Raw genomic sequence first — 19183 nt, forward strand, 5'->3', positions numbered from 1 at the left:
TAGATGTCGACTCAATATCTAAATTCTAATTTGAAAGTATTCTCTTTAAACTCTAATAAGGAACTTGCTGAGCAAATCGCAAAGCATATTGGAGTAGGACTAGGAAAATGTTCTGTTGATCGTTTTAGTGATGGAGAAGTTCAAATTAACATTGAAGAAAGTATCCGTGGTTGCGATGTATTCATTATTCAATCTACAAGCTTCCCAGTAAACGAACATATCATGGAATTACTTATTATGATCGATGCATTAAAGCGTGCATCTGCAAAAACAATTAATATTGTTATTCCTTACTATGGTTATGCGCGTCAAGACCGTAAAGCGCGTTCTCGTGAACCAATTACATCGAAACTTGTAGCAAACTTGCTTGAAACAGCAGGTGCAACTCGTGTAATCACTCTAGATTTACATGCTCCACAAATTCAAGGATTCTTTGATATCCCAATCGACCACTTAATGGGTGTACCGATTCTTTCAGATTACTTTGAAACAAAAGGTCTTAAAGACATCGTAATCGTATCACCTGACCATGGTGGTGTAACTCGTGCTAGAAAAATGGCAGATCGCCTAAAAGCGCCAATCGCTATTATTGATAAACGTCGTCCTCGTCCGAATGTATCAGAGGTAATGAACATTATCGGTAACATCGAAGGCAAAACAGCAATTTTAATTGATGACATCATTGATACAGCGGGTACAATTACATTAGCAGCAAACGCTCTTGTTGAGAACGGTGCTTCTGAAGTATATGCTTGCTGTACACACCCAGTATTATCTGGCCCAGCAATTGAACGTATTCAAAATTCGAATATTAAAGAGTTAGTTGTAACGAACTCTATCGTATTACCAGAAGAAAAGAAAATCGACAAAGTACATGAACTTTCAGTTGCTCCATTAATTGGAGAAGCAATCATTCGTGTATACGAAGAAGAATCTGTAAGTGTATTATTCAATTAATTGGATAGAATGAGACGTAACCAAGCTTGGTTACGTCTTTTCGTATCGAAAAAAGAAAGTAGTGGTACAAGAATGAAATTGATAGTAGGACTTGGGAACCCAGGTAGAGAATATGAATTAACAAGGCATAATATTGGATTTATGGCAATTGATGAACTTGCAAAGCGTTGGAACATTTCTTTGAATGAACAGAAGTTTAAAGGCGTATTTGGTGCAGGATTTGTTAATGGAGAAAAAGTAATCTTATTAAAGCCACTTACATATATGAATTTATCTGGGGAAAGTATTCGTCCACTTATGGATTACTATAAAATTGATGTTGATGATTTCGTTGTTATGTATGATGATTTAGATATCCCGGTAGGTAAATTACGCCTTCGTATGAAAGGGAGTGCCGGTGGACATAATGGCGTGAAATCAACAATTTCGCATTTAGGAACGCAAGAGTTTCAACGTATCCGTATGGGAATTGATCGCCCGAAAAATGGGATGAAGGTAGTAGATTACGTATTAGGACGTTTTACATCCGAAGAGATTCCTGATGTCAATCATTCCATTGAAAAAGCAGCGGATGCATGTGAAGAGTGGTTAAATAAGCCTTTTCTCCAAATCATGAATACTTTCAACAGTTAAGGTTATGATTGGGAATATTTTATTTTATTTTTACCCATACTAGTAGTAACTGGATATTTAGGAGGCTAGTATGGAAGGGTATTATTATTGTAGGCATTGCGGGAGTAATGTAGGCTCCGTTACCGCAGAAAAAGTATATAGCGACGTTTTATTTCAACTAACAGAGCAAGAGGTAGTAGAGATGATTCATTTTCATGAGAATGGAAATATATATATAAAAACGATTTGTGAATCGTGCCAAGAAACGCTCGCATCTTATCCTGAGTATTATGAATATGAAAAATTTCTACAATAAAATGTTGTCGCTTTGGCATGTCCAAAGCATTTTTCTGTTTTCTTTTTCCAAAATATTTGCATAAAATATGGTGACTTGCTCTTTATGTTGAGAGGAGTTTTGATAATGTTAGGTTTATTAGAGCAATTTTATAAAAATGAAGAAATACAATCGGTTATTAATGGGTTAGAAGATGGTTTAAAAGAACAACTTATATCAGGTATGGCAACATCTTCTCGTTCATTATTAATGGCAGCTTTATATAAAAAAACAAAGAAGTCGCAACTTATTGTCACACACAATCTATATCAAGCACAAAAGGTACATGAAGATTTAGTGGCATTACTTGGTGAAAAAGATGTATGGCTGTACCCAGTAAACGAATTAATTGCATCAGAAATCGGTGTTGCAAGTCCAGAATTAAAAGCGCAACGCATTGAGGTGCTAAATCGTTTAGCGGCAGGAGAGAATGGGGTTATTGTAGCGCCAGTCGCAGGATTACGTAGATTTTTACCGATAAAAGAATTATGGAAGCAAAAGCAAATTGAAATTAATCTAGGGCAAGAGATTGATTTAGAGGCGCTCTTGCATACATTACATCATATTGGCTACGAACGTAAGTCGATGGTAGAAGCTCCGGGGGAGTTCAGTTTGCGCGGGGGCATATTAGATATTTACCCATTAACTGAAGAATTACCATTCCGTATTGAATTCTTCGATACAGAAGTCGATTCTATTCGATTATTTGATGTGGATGAACAGCGTTCTCAAGATAAAAAGGAAAGTGTTAAGTTTGGTCCGGCAACAGAGTTTTTATTTTCACAGGAAGAATTGAAATCGGGAATTAAGCATCTTGAAGAAGGTTTGACTAAGACGATGCAAAAACTTTCCGATGACAAATTAAAGACTGCAGTGCTTGAGACAGTAAGTCATGAAATTGAAATGTTGAAAAATGGCCAAAGTATAGAACAGATGTTTAAATATTTATCTATTTTCTATAAAGAACCTGCTAGTCTGATAGATTATTTACCAGAAGATGGTGTTGTAATTTTAGATGAAATCTCTCGTATTCAAGAAACAGCATCACATCTTGAAACGGAAGAAGCGGAATGGTATATATCACTTCTTGGTGAAGGAACAATAATTCAGGATTTATCTTTCTCCCACTCATTTGAGGGATTTCTTCATCATAAAAAAAGAAGTTTTGTATATTTAACGTTATTCTTACGCCATATAGCACATACGCATCCGCAAAACATTGTGAATGTGACATGTAAAACAATGCAAGATTTCCATGGGCAGATGCAGTTATTAAAAACTGAAATTGATAGATGGAATGAAGGGCACTTTACGACTGTTGTGCTTGGAACAGATGATGAACGTGTAAAAAAACTACAACATATTTTAAGTGATTATGATATTGAAGCGGATATTGTAGAGGGCACAGATATTTTATTGCCTGGAAGGTTACAGATTGCTGTAGGTGATTTACATGCAGGATTTGAAATGCCGATGAAAAAGCTCGTTGTCATTACTGAAAAGGAGCTTTTTCATAAGAAAGTTAAAAAATCACAACGTAAGCAAAAGTTATCTAATGCTGAGCGTATTAAAAGTTATTCGGAATTAAAAGTTGGAGATTATGTAGTTCATGTAAATCATGGTATAGGTAAATTTTTAGGTATTGAGACATTAGAGATTAATGGTGTTCATAAAGATTATTTAAATATTAAATATCAAGGTAACGATAAGCTATATGTTCCAATTGAACAAATCGATCAAGTGCAAAAATATGTGGGTTCTGAAGGTAAGGATCCAAAAGTTTATAAATTAGGCGGGAACGATTGGAAGAAGGTCAAAACGAAGGTTGAAAAATCTGTACAAGACATTGCAGATGACCTAATTAAATTATATGCTGAGCGCGAAGCTTCAAAAGGCTATGCATATACACCAGATACGGCAGAACAACAAGAATTTGAATCTTCCTTCCCGTATCAAGAGACAGATGACCAATTACGTTCTATTGAAGAAATTAAGAAAGATATGGAACGCGGACGTCCGATGGATAGGCTTCTTTGTGGTGATGTAGGATATGGAAAGACCGAAGTAGCTATTCGTGCAGCATTTAAAGCAATCATGGATGAAAAACAAGTTGCGATTTTAGTACCGACAACAATTCTGGCACAACAACACTATGAAACAATTCGAGAGCGTTTTCAAGATTACCCGATTAATATAGGGTTACTAAGTAGATTCCGCACGCGGAAACAACAAAACGAAACGCTTAAGGGGTTAAAAGATGGCACAGTGGATATTGTAATCGGAACGCATCGTATTTTATCTAAAGATGTTACTTATAAAGATTTAGGACTTCTTATTATTGATGAAGAACAAAGATTTGGTGTGACGCATAAAGAAAAAATTAAACAATTAAAAGCAAATGTTGATGTGTTAACCCTAACGGCAACGCCAATTCCACGTACACTTCACATGTCTATGCTTGGTGTGCGTGACTTATCTGTCATTGAAACGCCACCAGAAAATCGTTTCCCAGTCCAAACGTATGTGGTGGAATATAATCCAGCGTTAATGAGAGAAGCGATAGAGCGAGAGCTTGCAAGAGGTGGGCAAATTTACTTCTTATATAACCGGGTAGAGGATATCGAAAGAAAAGCAGATGAAATTTCGATGCTAGTTCCAGACGCTCGTGTAACATACGCACATGGGAAAATGAACGAAAGTGAATTAGAGTCTGTTATGCTATCGTTTTTAGAGGGACAGCATGATGTTCTTGTAAGTACAACAATTATTGAAACAGGTGTAGATATCCCGAACGTTAATACGTTAATTGTATTTGATGCAGATCGTATGGGACTATCGCAGTTGTATCAGCTTCGTGGGCGTGTTGGGCGTTCTAATCGCGTTGCATATGCATACTTTGCATACAAACGTGATAAAGTGCTATCAGAAGTTGCAGAGAGACGTCTACAAGCAATTAAAGAGTTCACAGAGCTTGGATCTGGTTTCAAAATTGCGATGAGAGATTTATCAATTCGTGGTGCGGGTAACTTGTTAGGGGCAGAACAACACGGGTTTATTGATTCTGTCGGATTTGATCTATATTCTCAAATGTTAAAAGATGCAATTGAACAGCGCAGAGGAACCGATGGAGTTGAAAATACAGTTAATGTTGAAATTGATTTAGAAGTAGATGCGTATTTACCAGATGCTTATATTTCAGATAGTAAACAAAAGATTATGATGTATAAACAATTTAGAGGTGTTTCTACAATTGAGGATATTGAAGAATTACAGGAAGAGATGATCGATAGATTTGGTGATTACCCACAAGAAGTTGGTTATTTATTACAAATTGCAAATATTAAAGTATTGGCAATGAAAGAACAAATCGAATTAATTAAGCAAAATAAATTTGAAGTAACAATTCTGTTCTCAGAACAAGCAAGCCAAAATATTGATGGTGGAAAATTATTCATGCTTGGAAATAGTTTTGGGCGTATGATCGGTCTTGGAATGGAAGGATCACAATTGAAAATCGTTATGAAAACGAATGGATTAGAGACATCGAAGTGGTTAACAATTGCTGAAAATTTATTAAAAGGCTTACCAGATGTAAAAAAAGAAGTAATAAATGCCTAATATTAGATAAAAAAATACAATTCGACGTGCATAGAAGAACTAATGTGTAAAATACTATGTCTAACAGTTGGTGATTTTTACATGAACAGGTAAATTCACCACTTTGATCATCAGTAGAAAGTGAGGCAGCATTAGAATGAAAGCAACTGGAATCGTACGTCGAATTGATGATTTAGGCAGGGTAGTAATCCCGAAGGAAATTCGTAGAACTTTACGTATTCGAGAAGGAGACCCACTAGAAATATTTGTTGATCGCGATGGAGAAGTAATTTTGAAGAAATATTCTCCGATTAGTGAATTAGGGGATTTTGCAAAAGAATATACGGAAGCTTTATACGATAGCTTAGGACATAATGTGCTTGTATGTGATCGTGATTCTATTATCGCAGTAGCAGGCATATCTAAAAAAGAATACTTAAATAAAAGTGTTGGCGATTTAATTGAGAAGACAATGGAAGAGCGTAAGTCTGTAATTATGACGGACGAAAGCGAAATTTCAATTATTGATGGAGTAACAGAAAAAGTTAGCTCCTATACAATTGGCCCGATTGTTGCGAATGGGGATCCAATTGGAGCTGTTATTATCTTCTCTAAAGAGGCTATTATAAGTGAAGTAGAGCATAAGTCAGTAAATACAGCAGCGAGCTTCTTAGCGAAGCAAATGGAGCAGTAAAGATATATAATTTTAGAAGTTGCAATCTTTCCTAATTATGATATTTCTTTTGAAAAATCAATTATTTGGAGATATAGGTATATTGAATGAAGGTAGCGCTTTGCTACCTTTTTTCGTTGAACATTTTTAGTTTTGTAAGAACTTTTTATTACTCGTGGGTGTAAGGGAGCCTGTTTTTTCTTTGTGATATAATACGAGAGGTGAGAATAGAAAAAGGAGTTTTCTTGTATGGAAGCGAAGAAGTATCAAGCCTTTTGGCGTGGGGCTATTATATTAACGATCGCAAGTTTTATTACAAAAGTATTAAGCGCTTTTTACCGTATTCCATATCAAAACATAGCGGGAGATGTTGGTTTTTATATTTACCAACAAATTTATCCGTTTTATGGATTTTGTTTAATTTTAGCTACTTATGGATTCCCTATTATAATTTCAAAAATGGTTGCAGAAAGATTAGAAAGAGGAAAACAAAAAGAAGCAGAAGAAATAATTTGTGTATCTTTTTGGTTTTTATTAGGAATTGGCTTTATAGGGTTTTTCACATTGTTCTTTGGTGCCGAAACGATTGCATCGGCTATGGGTGATGTACACTTATATAAGTTATTACGTGTTATTTCATTTTCATTCATATTAATGCCATTCTTATCCGTAGCGAGAGGATATTTTCAAGGATTTAATAATATGATGCCGACGGCTGTTTCACAAGTAATTGAACAAACGATTCGTGTATCTATTATTGTCTTTTTATCACTATTCCTAATTGCTCACGGATTTGATCTATATACAGTCGGTGCAGGTGCTATGTTAGGTTCGATTGCAGGCGGGCTTATTGGGATTATCGTACTTTTACTTTATATGCGTCATGATTTTCGCGCCATTTTCTTTAAAAGCTTGAAGAGAGTTGGGGGAAAAAGAAGAATTGTTAAAATCCTTTTTTGGCAAGGAATAGCTATTTGTGTTAGTAATTTAGTCCTTATTTTTATACAAATGGCAGATTCGGTTTCCTTCTATACTTTACTCATTGGGGCAGGGGAACAGGCTGAAAGTGCAAAGGTACTAAAAGGTGTTTATGACAGAAGTATCCCTCTCATGCAATTAGGTACTGTCGTGACAACTTCTTTCTCATTGTCACTTATTCCGATTATTACAGCGGCAAAGGAAAGAGGAGATCTTGCTTTTATTCAAGAAAAGGTAAAGTTAGCGATGAAAATAACACTTGTTATTGGATTTGCAGCAGCCATCGGATTAACTTGCATTATTCAGCCTACAAATATTATGTTATTTGAGAATAGTGATGGATCAGATGTGTTATCGATTTTATCTTTATCTATTTTATTTAGTTCATTGTCAATTACAACTGCTTCTATTTTACAAGGGCTGGGACAAACATTAAAACCAGCAATATTCGTTGTATTTGGAGGTTGTTTGAAGTTAGTTTTAAACTATATGTTAATGCCGCATTTTGGAGTTAAAGGAGCTGCGATTGCAACTTTAATTGCGCTTGTTGTAATTGCCTTGTTAAATAGTGTGTTACTTATGCAATCTGTATCGGGGTCGCTTATTGATAAGCAGAAGATGTTCGGTATAGTTATTAGTGGTATCGGTATGGGATTTGTATTAATAATGTTTATTCGTGTGTTACAAATGTCTGGGTTAGTAATTGATGGGAATCATAGAGGGATCGCGACATTTGAAGCGTTGTTAGGTGTAGCTATTGGCGGATTGACATACATGTTTTTAATTTTAAAATTACGTGTATTTACAAAAGAAGAATTAGGATCTGTTATGAAAAAAGAGAAAAAAGAAGGTTCATTGAAGAAGAGTGGATAGAGGTGACAGGTTGTGAGTGGAATCATTACTATTTTAGGATTAGGTGCTGGTGAATTAGATCAGCTAACGATGGGCGTATACCGAAAGATAAAAGTAGCAGACCATATGTTTGTTAGAACGAAGGAGCACCCGGTTATAGAAGAGTTGGAGAAAGAAGGTATAAAATATACGGCTTTCGACAATATATATGAAGCGCATGATACATTTGAAATTGTATATGAAACAATTGCGAATACATTGCTAGAACAAGCTGAAGGTGCAGAAATTATTTATGCTGTTCCAGGTCATCCGCTAGTAGCAGAAAGAACAGTTCAGCTACTTTTAGAAAAAGGAGAAGTAGCAAATGTTGAAGTGCGAATTGAAGGTGGACAAAGTTTCCTTGATCCAATGTTCGCAAGTTTAAAAATCGATCCGATTGAAGGATTCCAATTAATTGATGCTACATCATTTGAAAGAGGGCAATTAGAATTACGTCAACATTTAATCTTTTGCCAAGTGTATGATGCGTTCGTTGCTTCAGATGTGAAGTTAACATTAATGGAAATATTGCCAGATGATTATGAAGTGTATATCGTAACAGCTGCAGGAACTTCGTTTGAACAAGTCAAAAAGGTACCGTTGTACATGTTAGATCATGAAACAGAATTGAATAATTTAACGAGTGTGTATGTACCACCAGTTCAAGAACGTGCATCCTTGTATCAACAATTTGATGTACTGAGAGAAATTATTGCAGACCTTCGTGGACCGAATGGTTGTCCGTGGGATAAAAAGCAAACACATCAATCTTTAAAGAAGTATTTAATTGAGGAAGCTTATGAAGTATTGGAAGCAATTGATGAAGAGGACGATGATCACTTAGTAGAAGAGCTAGGTGATATATTATTACAAGTCATGCTTCATGCCCAAATTGGAGAGGATGAAGGTTGGTTCTCCATCGATGATATTATTCGAACTTTATCGGAGAAAATGGTTCGTCGTCATCCACATGTGTTTGGAAATGCAGATGTAAATAATGCTGAAGAAGTGATTGCGAATTGGGAAGAAATTAAAAAACAAGAAAAGGGATTCGTAAAAGAATCTGTTTTAACTGGAATTCCAAAAAGTTTGCCGCAATTAATGCGTGCCTATGAAATTCAGAAGAAAGCTGGAAAGGTTGGATTTGATTGGGTTGATGTACAGCCAATGATAGAGAAAGCCCTAGAAGAATGGCAAGAATTCCAGCAAGAAGTTATAAATATGGATGAGGAAAAGATGCTAGGTGAATTTGGCGATTTACTATTTGCATTTGTTAACATAGCTCGTCATTATAAATTAGATCCAGAAGAAGCATTACGTTCAACTAATGAGAAATTTATGGGGCGTTTTTTATACATGGAAGCAAAAGTAGCTGAAATGAATAAAGAAATGCAAGATCTGTCATTAGAACAGTTGGATGTTTTATGGGAAGAGGCAAAGCAAACAGAGCGTTAATAGGGGGATTTGATATGCGTCTAGATAAATTTTTGAAAGTGTCACGTTTAATTAAAAGAAGAACATTAGCAAAAGAAGTATCTGATCAAGGAAGAATATCTATCAATGGTCAAGTCGCAAAAGCGAGTTCAGATGTGAAAGTGGCTGATGAATTAACAATTCGTTTCGGTCAAAAAATAGTAACGGTGAAAGTAAATGAATTGAAAGAAACAACAAAAAAAGAAGATGCAGCAAATATGTATAGCCTAGTTCGCGAAGAAAAAGTAAAAGCAGAAGAGGGCTTGTTCTAAAATCTGCTATCCCTTCATACATTACTATTAGCTAGTATAAAGCTATGGGGGGATTTTCGTGAATAATGGTTACTCACCTATGTCTTCTAATCAACAAAATGTTTCTGTAGAGCATGATATTATTATGCGTGGTAGGCGTGTGATTGATATTACTGGTGTAAAACAAGTAGAGAGTTTTGATAGCGAAGAATTTTTACTCGAGACTGTGATGGGTTTTTTAACAATTCGTGGACAAAACTTGCAAATGAAGAATTTAGATGTGGAAAAAGGTGTTGTATCGATTAAAGGCAAGATTCATGAGATGTTGTATATTGATGAGAATCAAGGGGAGAAAACTAAAGGCTTCTTTAGTAAGTTGTTTAAATGAGTCTAACAATTCAGTTGTATACAATGCTTTCGATGATCGGAATGGGTGCTTGGATTGGAGTATCATTAGATACATACCAACGTTTTTTAAAGCGTCAGGAACGTAAACGTTGGCTTGTATTTATACATGATATACTATTTTGGGTTGTCCAAGCATTATTCGTTTTTTATGTATTACTTCTCGTAAATGAAGCTGAACTACGTATATATGTATTTTTGGCATTATTATGTGGTTTTGCGGCATATCAAAGCTTATTGAAAGCACTATACATGAGGTTGTTAAATTTTCTCATCTATATTTTTGTGCAAACAACACATTTTTTTGTTCGAATTATACAGCTACTCATGATAAAACCTGTTATTATTATAGCGCAGCTATTTATTGCATTTATATTATTCTTATTTCGTATACTGCTTTCAATTGGACATGTGTTATGGAAAATGGTGATTTGGATATTACTTTTCATATGGAAAGTTTTTTTCTGGCCTGTTCGATTTATTGCTTTGCTCATATGGAAACTTCTCCCTAATCGTGTTAAACTTTTTATAATGAAACATGTAGGGTTCCTGCAATATATAGCAAAATTGAAGGGACACATCTTCCAACTATGGGAGCGTATAAAAAAGAAGTTAGGGGGACCTCGGAAATGAGGGAACTGAGACAAAGAACAATCGAAAAACAGAGTCCAAATCCTGTTAAAGAGCATATAATACAAACGGATGAGAACAGGAAGCGACTTTATCGCCGTTTAGCGGTTTTTCTTGTCTTTGCTTTTACAATTATTGCGAGTATTAGTGTAACTTTTTATCAACAAAACAGTTCCATTAAAGCAAAAGAAGCAAAAGTTAAGGACATGAAAAAAGAACTAGATTCATTAACGAATAAAGAAAAAAGTCTAAAAGACGAAGTTCAAAAGTTAAATGATGAAGAGTACGTATTAAAGATTGCTAGAAGGGATTATTTCTTCTCCGGAAAAGGGGAGATAATTTTTCCTGTTTCTAAGTAGAGTATGTCTTATTGACACTATATTTTAGGATTATATATAATAAAGTAAAATTTGACTTTTTAATCACTAAGGAGGAGCATTTTTTTTATGTCAATCGAGGTAGGCAGCAAGTTACAGGGTAAAGTAACAGGTATTACAAATTTTGGGGCTTTTGTGGAGCTGCCAGAAGGCTTAACGGGTCTTGTTCATATTAGTGAAGTTGCTGATAATTATGTGAAAGATATTAACGATCACTTAAAAGTGGGCGACCAAGTAGAAGTAAAAGTTATTAATGTTGAAAAAGATGGGAAAATTGGTCTATCTATTAAAAAAGCGAAAGAACGTGAAAAAACAGAAGGAGATCGTCCACGCGGTGAATACCAACGCGGTGGTGATCAACAACGTTCTGGACGTCCACAACGTAATAATCGCTCTTTCAACAGAGATAATCGCGGTGGCGGTAACGACCGAGCTCCAAAAGAAACATTTGAGCAAAAGATGGCACGCTTCTTAAAGGATAGCGAAGATCGTTTAACTTCTTTAAAGCGTAACACAGAGTCTAAACGTGGTGGCCGTGGCGCACGTCGCGGATAATAAGAACGTTTAGTTTTTAACATATAGAGAGGTACCCGGAGTGATGGCTCAGGGTGCTTTTTTATATGCGAAAATATATTTTTAAAAAAAGTTTTTGAGATGTGTTGACTTTAAATGATATCTGATGTAAGATACTAATTGTCCGTTAAATAAGACGACATGGCGGTGTAGCTCAGCTGGCTAGAGCGTACGGTTCATACCCGTGAGGTCGGGGGTTCGATCCCCTCCGCCGCTATATTTAATTTAACGGCCCGTTGGTCAAGTGGTTAAGACACCGCCCTTTCACGGCGGTAACACGGGTTCGAATCCCGTACGGGTCATCTAAAAAGATCATGCAAACTTGCATGATCTTTTTTTGTTAAATAAAAAAGTAAGACATACAATACTTCTACAAAATCACCTTAAATTTTCTGAATCTTCAATATAATAAAGAGAGATAAATTACATACTATGTATATATGTAGAGTTATTTCGAATATAAAGTCGAACGATTATAAAAGTGAAAACTGTTGTTTTGACAAAAATCCCAATAAGCATCTTTTATAATGACAGTAATTAAACTATGCAGGTGGTGTTAAAAATATGCCTAAAGCAGGAAGGAATACTATGAATACAAGTGCATTGGCAATGAATGAAAGTCAGCTTGGAGGAATAAAGTGGACGAGTAAGTTGCGAATGAAGTTTGAACAAGTTTTCTTTAGATGGGGATTTATTATTGTTGTTATTGGTTTTCTTTTGGGAAGAGCATATATATTAACAAACATTTTACCGTTTGCATTACCGTTTTTCGCTGCCGTTTATGTTATGAAGCGAGATAAAATGCCGCTCGCATTCCTAGCTTTAATGGGAGGAGCACTTTCAGTTTCGATAGATAATTTATTTTTTACTTTCGCGTCTATCTTTACTTTCTTCATTTATAATATCTTCTTTAGTCGGTTTACACGTAAAACTGTTGGACTTGTACCATTCCAAGTATTTATCTCCGCATTAACCGCACATTTGGTTGTTGTATATTTTGCACAGCAAACTATCACCATGTACGATTTGCTCGTTAGCACGATTGAAGCGGGGCTTAGTTTCGTATTAACGATGATATTTTTACAAAGTGTTCCGCTCTTAGTAGAAAGGAAAGGGAAACAACAAGCATTAGAGACAGAAGAAATTGTTTGTTTAATTATATTACTAGCATCTGTTTTAACAGGTACGACGGATTGGTTTGTATATGACGCTTCTATTCAACATATTTTCACTAGATATTTAGTGTTAGTATTTGCCTTCATCGCCGGCGCTGCTACAGGATCCACAGTTGGGGTTGTCACCGGCTTAATATTAAGTTTAGCGAATGTGTCCAGTTTGTCTCAGCTTAGCCTTCTTGCTTTTTCTGGATTGCTTGGAGGGTTATTGAAAGAAGGGAAGCGTCTAGGCGTTAGTTTAGGTTTGTTAATTGGGACAAGCTTAATTACATTATATGTAGATAAGCAAACGAACATTGTAACAACTTTAATTGAATCAGGTGTGGCAATTGTTTTCTTTTTATTAACACCGAAACTTGTTCTGGATCGCATTGCTAAATTTATGCCGGGAACACAAGAGCATTCACAAGATCAACAACAATATTTAAGAAGAATGCGCGATGTTACAGCGAACAAAATTAATCAATTTGCAAATGTGTTTGCGGCTTTATCTAATAGCTTTTCTGTATATGGTTATGTGGAGGAGGAAGATAAAGAAACAGAGGCAGATTTATTTTTAAGTACAATTACTGCGAAAACATGTCAAACGTGCTTTAAAAAGGATCAATGCTGGGTGGTTAATTTTGACAAAACGTATGATTATATGAAACAAATAATGAGTGAAACGGAAGAAGGAACACTGCAGCATAATCGGAAGTTAGTTCGTGAATGGGACAAGCATTGTGTGAGAGGTAAGAAAGTAACAGATTTAGTAGCCGGTGAATTAGATCACTTTTATGAGGGACAAAAATTACGAAAACAAATGAAAGAAAATCGCAGAATAGTAGCGGAGCAATTATTAGGCGTATCAAAAGTTATGGAGGATTTCGCACAGGAAATACAAAGAGAGCGAGAAAATCATCAAGTACAGGAAGAACAAATTTTGCAAGCGTTTCGTGATTTTGGCGTCGAAGTGGAGCATGTTGATATTTATTGTTTAGATAGAGGGAGCATTGATATTGAGATGTTAATTCCGGCTGCATCTAATGAGCATGGTGAGTGCGAAAAATTAGTTGCGCCGATGCTTTCGGATATTCTAAAAGAAAATATTGTCGTTAAACATGAAGAAAAGTCTTCTTATCCAAATGGTCACAGTTTAATATCATTTGGTTCAGCAAAGACGTATTCTCTTGATACGGGATTGGCTACAGCTGCAAAAGGCGGTGGGTTTGTTTCGGGGGATTCTTATGCGATGATGGATTTGAGTGTGGGTAAATATGCACTTGCGATTAGTGACGGTATGGGAAATGGGCAACGAGCTCATATGGAGAGTAAGGAAACGGTAAAATTATTACAAAAGATACTTCAATCAGGTATTGATGAGGAAATAGCAATTAAATCGATCAATTCAATTCTTTCTTTAAGAACGACAGAAGAGATGTTTACAACGCTGGATTTGGCGATGGTAGATTTACGGGATGCGAATGCGAAATTTTTAAAGATCGGATCGACGCCGAGTTTTGTTAAACGCGCAAATAATATTTTGAAAATTGAAGCAAGTAATTTGCCAATGGGGATCATTGAAGATGTTGAGGTTGATGTAGTGGGTGAGCAATTAAAAACGGGCGATATTCTTATTATGATGAGCGATGGTATTTTTGAAGGAGCGCAGCATGTGGAGAACCATGAATTATGGATGAAACGAAAAATTAAGGAACTGCAAACCGAGGACCCGCAAGAAATTGCTGATATCATTATGGAAGAAGTGATTCGTTCTTGTGATGGTTATATAAATGACGATATGACAATTGTTGTGGCGAAAGTAAAGAAGAATATGCCGAAGTGGGCTACGATTCCAATTGTAGGAATGCAGGCGCAATAAAGTAAAACTTTAATCAGTGGGGGGGCTCCATCCCCGCAGATAAAAAGCCCGTACCAATCGGGCTTTTTATCTGCTACTGATTCATATAGTCTATTCTGAAAAACCTAGGCGAATTCCTAGGTTTTTTTGCTTTAAAAGGTAATGTTATTATTTTTTTGAATATGTGCGGAGGATGTAAGATAAAAATGTAATTTTTGTATATCTTTTTTTTGCACAATGTTTGTAAAAGTTGTACCATTATAGACAAGGTAACTAACGTTGCTGTTCTTGTTTAATGAAAGGTGATTACGAAGTTGAAAGATACATTTGTTGAAAAGGTAGATGACTTTGTAAAGCAGCATGATGTATTAAAGGAACGTTCAACAATTGTTGTAGGAGTTTCGGGTGGACCTGACTCTTTAGCTCTTCTATATTATTTGTTAGAAAAAAGGGCAGAAAAACAGTTGGAAATTGTAGTAGCGCATGTGGATCATATGTTTAGAGGCGATGAATCTCATGAGGATCTACAGTTTGTGCAGGATCTTTGCAAAGGACTGGGAGTTATTTGCGAAACGATAAGGGTTAACGTGTCGCAATATCAACAGCAATACGGAATGAATGCGCAGGTTGCTGCTAGAGAATGCAGATATGCATTTTTGGAAAGAATAATGAAGAAATATGATGCGAGATATGTAGCTCTTGGGCATCATGGAGATGATCAAGTAGAAACGATTTTAATGCGCCTTGTACGAGGGAGTACTCCGAAAGGGTATGCAGGAATTGCAGTGAAGCGTCCTTTTCATAATGGATATTTAATTAGGCCTTTACTTGGAGTAACGAAGGAAGAAATTGTTAATTACTGTAATGAGCTAAATTTAATTCCCCGTATAGATCCGAGTAATAAAAAGGAAGTATATACAAGGAATCGATTACGTAAATATGTCCTTCCTCATTTGAAAGAAGAAAATCCACAAGTGCATGAGAAATTTCAAAAATTTAGCGTGCAGATGCAAGAGGATGAGGCTTATTTGCAGGAATTAGCTTTTGAGAAAATGAATAAAGTAATTACAAAAAAAAGTGATAAACAAATTAGCTTATCAATTCCTGCCTTTGAATCCATGTCTATGCCTTTACAAAGAAGAGGGATTCAACTAATATTAAACTATCTTTATGAATATAAGATTCCATCTTCTCTTTCCTCTATACATATTGACAAAGTGATTGAGTTTTTTAAGCGGACACAACCTTCGGGTTCACTTGATTTCCCAGGTGATTTAAAAATTGTTCGCACATACGAGGAGTGTAGCTTTGGATTTAAACAAGAAATTGTTTCTCCTTTTTCGCAAGATTTATCAGTACCCGGGACAATTACGCTATCGAACGGGGATGAACTTGTAATAGAGGTGAGCGAAGATATACCAAGTAACATGAATGAAACAGTATTTGTTGCTAAGTATAATGATATATCATATCCACTTCGTATTCGTTCTAGGGAAAATGGAGATCGCATGTCAATACAAGGTATGAATGGCACAAAAAAGATAAAAACTATTTTTATCGAAGCAAAAGTACCAAGAGAAAAAAGAGAAGCATGGCCGGTCGTTTGTGATGCAAGTGGGAATATTATTTGGATACCCTTGTTGAAGCGATCTGCATTTGCTGTTTCGAAAGAGATGGCAAAGAAGGATAAATATATGATTATTCACTACAAAAGCAAGGAGTCTTCCGGGAGGATAATGAAATGATGAATCAAGATATCGAAAAAGTATTAATTTCTGAAGAACAAATACAAGAAAAGGTGCGCGAATTAGGTGCAATTATTGCAGAGGATTATAAAAACACAGTACCTCTTGCAATTGGTGTATTAAAAGGCGCAATGCCATTCATGGCAGATTTATTAAAGAGAACAGATACATATCTTGAAATGGATTTTATGGCTGTATCTAGTTACGGTCACTCTACTGTTTCAACAGGCGAAGTGAAAATTTTAAAAGATCTTGATACTTCTGTAGAAGGTCGCGATATTTTAATCGTTGAGGATATTATTGATAGCGGTCTTACGCTAAGTTACTTAGTGGACCTATTTAAATATCGTAAAGCGAAGTCTGTAAAAATTGTTACATTATTAGACAAACCAACAGGCCGCAAGGTAGATTTGAAAGCGGATTATGTTGGATTTACTGTCCCACATGAATTTGTTGTAGGATATGGATTAGATTATAAAGAGCAGTACCGTAATCTTCCTTATGTAGGAGTATTAAAACCAAGCGTTTACTCAAATTAATTAAATACAGGCGTTACAATTGTATAGGAAAGTTTTTCTATGTTACGATTTACAATAGTGTTTATGCCGTGAGAGGAGGTTAGGAATGAATCGTATCTTCCGTAATACCATCTTTTATTTACTGATATTCCTAGTAGTAATTGGAATCGTGAGCTATTTTAATGGTTCAACGCAAAAAACGACATCAGTTAGCTACGATAAATTCATTACTAAACTAGAAAAAGGTGAAGTGCGCAATGTGCAACTTCAACCGAAAAATGGTGTGTTTGAGGTAAAAGGACAATTTAATACTTCTAGCCAAGGAGAACAATTCGTTACTTATGCACCAAATACTGAGGAATTACAAAAGAAAATTAATGATAAAGCGCAAGGTGCTGAAGTTAAGTATCAACCAGCAGAAGAAACAAGTGCTTGGGTAACCTTCTTTACTTCTATCATTCCGTTTGTCATTATCTTCATTTTATTCTTCTTTTTATTAAACCAAGCTCAGGGCGGCGGTAGCCGTGTTATGAACTTCGGGAAAAGTAAGGCGAAGTTATATAATGACGAAAAGAAAAAAGTTCGTTTCAGAGATGTTGCTGGAGCGGATGAAGAGAAACAAGAGCTTGTTGAGGTAGTTGAATTCTTGAAAGATCCTCGTAAGTTTGCTGAAGTTGGTGCCCGTATTCCTAAGGGTGTTCTGTTAGTGGGACCTCCAGGTACAGGTAAAACTTTATTAGCACGTGCTGTTGCAGGTGAAGCTGGCGTTCCGTTCTTCTCTATCAGTGGTTCTGACTTCGTAGAGATGTTTGTCGGTGTCGGTGCATCCCGTGTACGTGATTTATTCGAAAATGCAAAGAAAAATGCTCCTTGTATCATTTTCATTGATGAAATTGATGCAGTAGGACGTCAACGTGGCGCAGGTCTTGGTGGTGGCCATGATGAGCGTGAGCAAACGCTGAACCAATTACTTGTTGAAATGGATGGATTCGGTGCAAACGAAGGTATTATTATCATCGCTGCAACAAACCGTCCCGATATTCTTGATCCAGCATTATTACGTCCAGGTCGTTTTGACCGTCAAATTACAGTAGATCGTCCAGATGTAAATGGTCGTGAAGCTGTACTTAAAGTACATGCTCGTAATAAACCGCTTGATGATCATATCAACTTAAGAGCAATTGCAACTCGTACACCAGGGTTCTCTGGTGCCGATCTTGAAAACTTATTAAACGAAGCTGCTTTAGTAGCTGCGCGTCAAGATAAGAAGAAAATTGATATGAGTGACATTGATGAAGCGACGGATCGTGTTATTGCAGGTCCAGCTAAGAAAAGTCGTGTTATCTCTGAAAAAGAACGTAATATCGTTGCATTCCATGAAGCTGGTCATACTGTAATTGGTGTTGTCCTTGATGAAGCAGATATCGTTCATAAAGTAACAATTGTCCCTCGTGGTCAAGCTGGTGGATATGCAGTAATGCTTCCGAAAGAAGATCGTTACTTCATGACAAAACCAGAGTTACTTGATAAAATCACTGGTTTACTTGGTGGTCGAGTAGCTGAAGAGATTGTGTTTGGTGAAGCAAGCACAGGTGCTCACAACGACTTCCAACGTGCGACTGGTATTGCAAGACGTATGGTTACGGAGTTCGGTATGAGTGATAAGCTTGGACCGATGCAATTCGGTAGCTCGCAAGGTGGTCAAGTGTTCTTAGGAAGAGACTTCCATTCAGAACAAAACTACAGTGATGCAATTGCACATGAAATCGATGTGGAAATGCAAACGATTATAAAAGAATGTTATGCCCGCGCGAAACAAATTCTTACTGAAAAACGTGATAAGCTAGATATTATTGCGAAAACGTTACTTGAAGTAGAAACGTTAGATGCAGAGCAAATCAATCATTTATATGATTACGGCAGATTGCCAGAGCGTCCAACATCTTCAGATGATGTAAAAGTAAACATCAATATGAAGAAGGACGATGAAGACGTAGAAGATAAGTAAGAGATAAAGGAGTGACAATTGTCACTCCTTTTTTATTTGTAGAAAAATACTAAGTCGGAAAAATTTTTAATAAAATTAGTATTAAAAATTGAAATAGAGAGTAATCTTTTTGTAAAATGATGAGGATAGAAAAGCTGATTATATAA

At 36.0% G+C, this 19183-nt stretch carries 16 protein-coding genes and 2 tRNA genes; all 18 read left to right on the forward strand.

Annotation, left to right across the window (positions count from 1 at the left end):
- Window positions 1-3 precede the first annotated feature (3 nt).
- The 18 genes from JDS81_RS27260 (at window position 4) to ftsH (ending at window position 19037) form a co-directional block, all read left to right on the forward strand.
- Complete coding sequence (locus JDS81_RS27260; RefSeq protein WP_000107420.1) at window positions 4-957, forward strand: ribose-phosphate diphosphokinase; 954 nt, start codon at window positions 4-6, stop codon at window positions 955-957.
- Between the two features lie 72 nt (window positions 958-1029).
- Complete coding sequence (gene pth / locus JDS81_RS27265; protein WP_079520253.1) at window positions 1030-1590, forward strand: aminoacyl-tRNA hydrolase; 561 nt, start codon at window positions 1030-1032, stop codon at window positions 1588-1590.
- 70 nt (window positions 1591-1660) lie between these two features.
- Window positions 1661-1885, forward strand: a complete 225-nt coding sequence (locus JDS81_RS27270) for an anti-sigma-F factor Fin family protein (RefSeq protein ID WP_000399441.1) — start codon at window positions 1661-1663, stop codon at window positions 1883-1885.
- A 105-nt stretch (window positions 1886-1990) separates the two neighbouring features.
- Entirely contained in the window at window positions 1991-5521 is a 3531-nt protein-coding gene (mfd, locus tag JDS81_RS27275) for a transcription-repair coupling factor (RefSeq protein ID WP_097954955.1), read from the forward strand.
- Window positions 5522-5657: 136 nt separating this feature from the next.
- Entirely contained in the window at window positions 5658-6194 is a 537-nt protein-coding gene (gene spoVT / locus JDS81_RS27280) for a stage V sporulation protein T (RefSeq protein WP_000648310.1), read from the forward strand.
- A 228-nt stretch (window positions 6195-6422) separates the two neighbouring features.
- Complete coding sequence (locus JDS81_RS27285) at window positions 6423-8024, forward strand: putative polysaccharide biosynthesis protein (protein WP_085451296.1); 1602 nt, start codon at window positions 6423-6425, stop codon at window positions 8022-8024.
- 12 nt (window positions 8025-8036) lie between these two features.
- The gene (gene yabN / locus JDS81_RS27290; RefSeq protein WP_087948811.1) at window positions 8037-9497 is read left to right on the forward strand and encodes a bifunctional methyltransferase/pyrophosphohydrolase YabN; all 1461 of its coding nucleotides are present in this window, start codon (window positions 8037-8039) and stop codon (window positions 9495-9497) included.
- Between the two features lie 14 nt (window positions 9498-9511).
- Complete coding sequence (locus JDS81_RS27295) at window positions 9512-9787, forward strand: RNA-binding S4 domain-containing protein (protein ID WP_001234879.1); 276 nt, start codon at window positions 9512-9514, stop codon at window positions 9785-9787.
- A 58-nt stretch (window positions 9788-9845) separates the two neighbouring features.
- Window positions 9846-10154, forward strand: a complete 309-nt coding sequence (yabP, locus tag JDS81_RS27300; protein ID WP_001059100.1) for a sporulation protein YabP — start codon at window positions 9846-9848, stop codon at window positions 10152-10154.
- Entirely contained in the window at window positions 10151-10804 is a 654-nt protein-coding gene (gene yabQ / locus JDS81_RS27305) for a spore cortex biosynthesis protein YabQ (protein ID WP_097954954.1), read from the forward strand. The genes yabP and yabQ overlap by 4 nt, the downstream gene beginning before the upstream one ends.
- On the forward strand, window positions 10801-11160 hold the full coding sequence (divIC, locus tag JDS81_RS27310) for a cell division protein DivIC (RefSeq protein ID WP_001208736.1): 360 nt from the start codon (window positions 10801-10803) through the stop codon (window positions 11158-11160). The genes yabQ and divIC overlap by 4 nt, the downstream gene beginning before the upstream one ends.
- Before the next feature lie 87 nt (window positions 11161-11247).
- A complete protein-coding gene (locus JDS81_RS27315; protein ID WP_000021451.1) occupies window positions 11248-11733 on the forward strand; it encodes a S1 domain-containing RNA-binding protein in 486 nt (161 codons plus the stop codon).
- A gap of 161 nt (window positions 11734-11894) precedes the next feature.
- Window positions 11895-11968 (forward strand) — tRNA-Met (locus tag JDS81_RS27320).
- Between the two features lie 13 nt (window positions 11969-11981).
- Window positions 11982-12053: transfer RNA gene (locus tag JDS81_RS27325), tRNA-Glu, on the forward strand.
- A gap of 262 nt (window positions 12054-12315) precedes the next feature.
- Window positions 12316-14787 (forward strand): stage II sporulation protein E, encoded by a 2472-nt coding sequence (gene spoIIE, locus JDS81_RS27330; RefSeq protein WP_001123547.1) that lies wholly within the window; start codon window positions 12316-12318, stop codon window positions 14785-14787.
- A gap of 293 nt (window positions 14788-15080) precedes the next feature.
- Window positions 15081-16511 carry a tRNA lysidine(34) synthetase TilS gene (gene tilS / locus JDS81_RS27335; RefSeq protein WP_070174023.1) on the forward strand — a complete coding sequence of 477 codons (1431 nt, stop codon included), beginning with the start codon at window positions 15081-15083 and terminating at the stop codon, window positions 16509-16511.
- On the forward strand, window positions 16508-17050 hold the full coding sequence (gene hpt, locus JDS81_RS27340; RefSeq protein ID WP_000981842.1) for a hypoxanthine phosphoribosyltransferase: 543 nt from the start codon (window positions 16508-16510) through the stop codon (window positions 17048-17050). The genes tilS and hpt overlap by 4 nt, the downstream gene beginning before the upstream one ends.
- Before the next feature lie 85 nt (window positions 17051-17135).
- Window positions 17136-19037 (forward strand): ATP-dependent zinc metalloprotease FtsH, encoded by a 1902-nt coding sequence (gene ftsH, locus JDS81_RS27345; RefSeq protein WP_001079666.1) that lies wholly within the window; start codon window positions 17136-17138, stop codon window positions 19035-19037.
- Window positions 19038-19183: the final 146 nt, after the last annotated feature.

The sequence above is a fragment of the Bacillus cereus group sp. N31 genome (assembly GCF_016483245.1).
In the GTDB taxonomy this organism is placed as follows: Bacteria; Bacillota; Bacilli; order Bacillales; family Bacillaceae_G; genus Bacillus_A; species Bacillus_A toyonensis.

Excerpts from the sequence above, each read along its gene's own strand:
- ftsH (WP_001079666.1), top strand. The coding sequence starts at position 17,136 with ATGAATCGTATCTTCCGTAATACCATCTTTTATTTACTGATATTCCTA.
- JDS81_RS27285 (WP_085451296.1), top strand. The coding sequence starts at position 6,423 with ATGGAAGCGAAGAAGTATCAAGCCTTTTGGCGTGGGGCTATTATATTA.
- pth (WP_079520253.1), top strand. The coding sequence starts at position 1,030 with ATGAAATTGATAGTAGGACTTGGGAACCCAGGTAGAGAATATGAATTA.
- spoVT (WP_000648310.1), top strand. The coding sequence starts at position 5,658 with ATGAAAGCAACTGGAATCGTACGTCGAATTGATGATTTAGGCAGGGTA.
- mfd (WP_097954955.1), top strand. The coding sequence starts at position 1,991 with ATGTTAGGTTTATTAGAGCAATTTTATAAAAATGAAGAAATACAATCG.
- spoIIE (WP_001123547.1), top strand. The coding sequence starts at position 12,316 with ATGCCTAAAGCAGGAAGGAATACTATGAATACAAGTGCATTGGCAATG.
- divIC (WP_001208736.1), top strand. The coding sequence starts at position 10,801 with ATGAGGGAACTGAGACAAAGAACAATCGAAAAACAGAGTCCAAATCCT.
- JDS81_RS27270 (WP_000399441.1), top strand. The coding sequence starts at position 1,661 with ATGGAAGGGTATTATTATTGTAGGCATTGCGGGAGTAATGTAGGCTCC.
- JDS81_RS27260 (WP_000107420.1), top strand. The coding sequence starts at position 4 with ATGTCGACTCAATATCTAAATTCTAATTTGAAAGTATTCTCTTTAAAC.
- JDS81_RS27315 (WP_000021451.1), top strand. The coding sequence starts at position 11,248 with ATGTCAATCGAGGTAGGCAGCAAGTTACAGGGTAAAGTAACAGGTATT.
- hpt (WP_000981842.1), top strand. The coding sequence starts at position 16,508 with ATGATGAATCAAGATATCGAAAAAGTATTAATTTCTGAAGAACAAATA.
- JDS81_RS27295 (WP_001234879.1), top strand. The coding sequence starts at position 9,512 with ATGCGTCTAGATAAATTTTTGAAAGTGTCACGTTTAATTAAAAGAAGA.
- yabQ (WP_097954954.1), top strand. The coding sequence starts at position 10,151 with ATGAGTCTAACAATTCAGTTGTATACAATGCTTTCGATGATCGGAATG.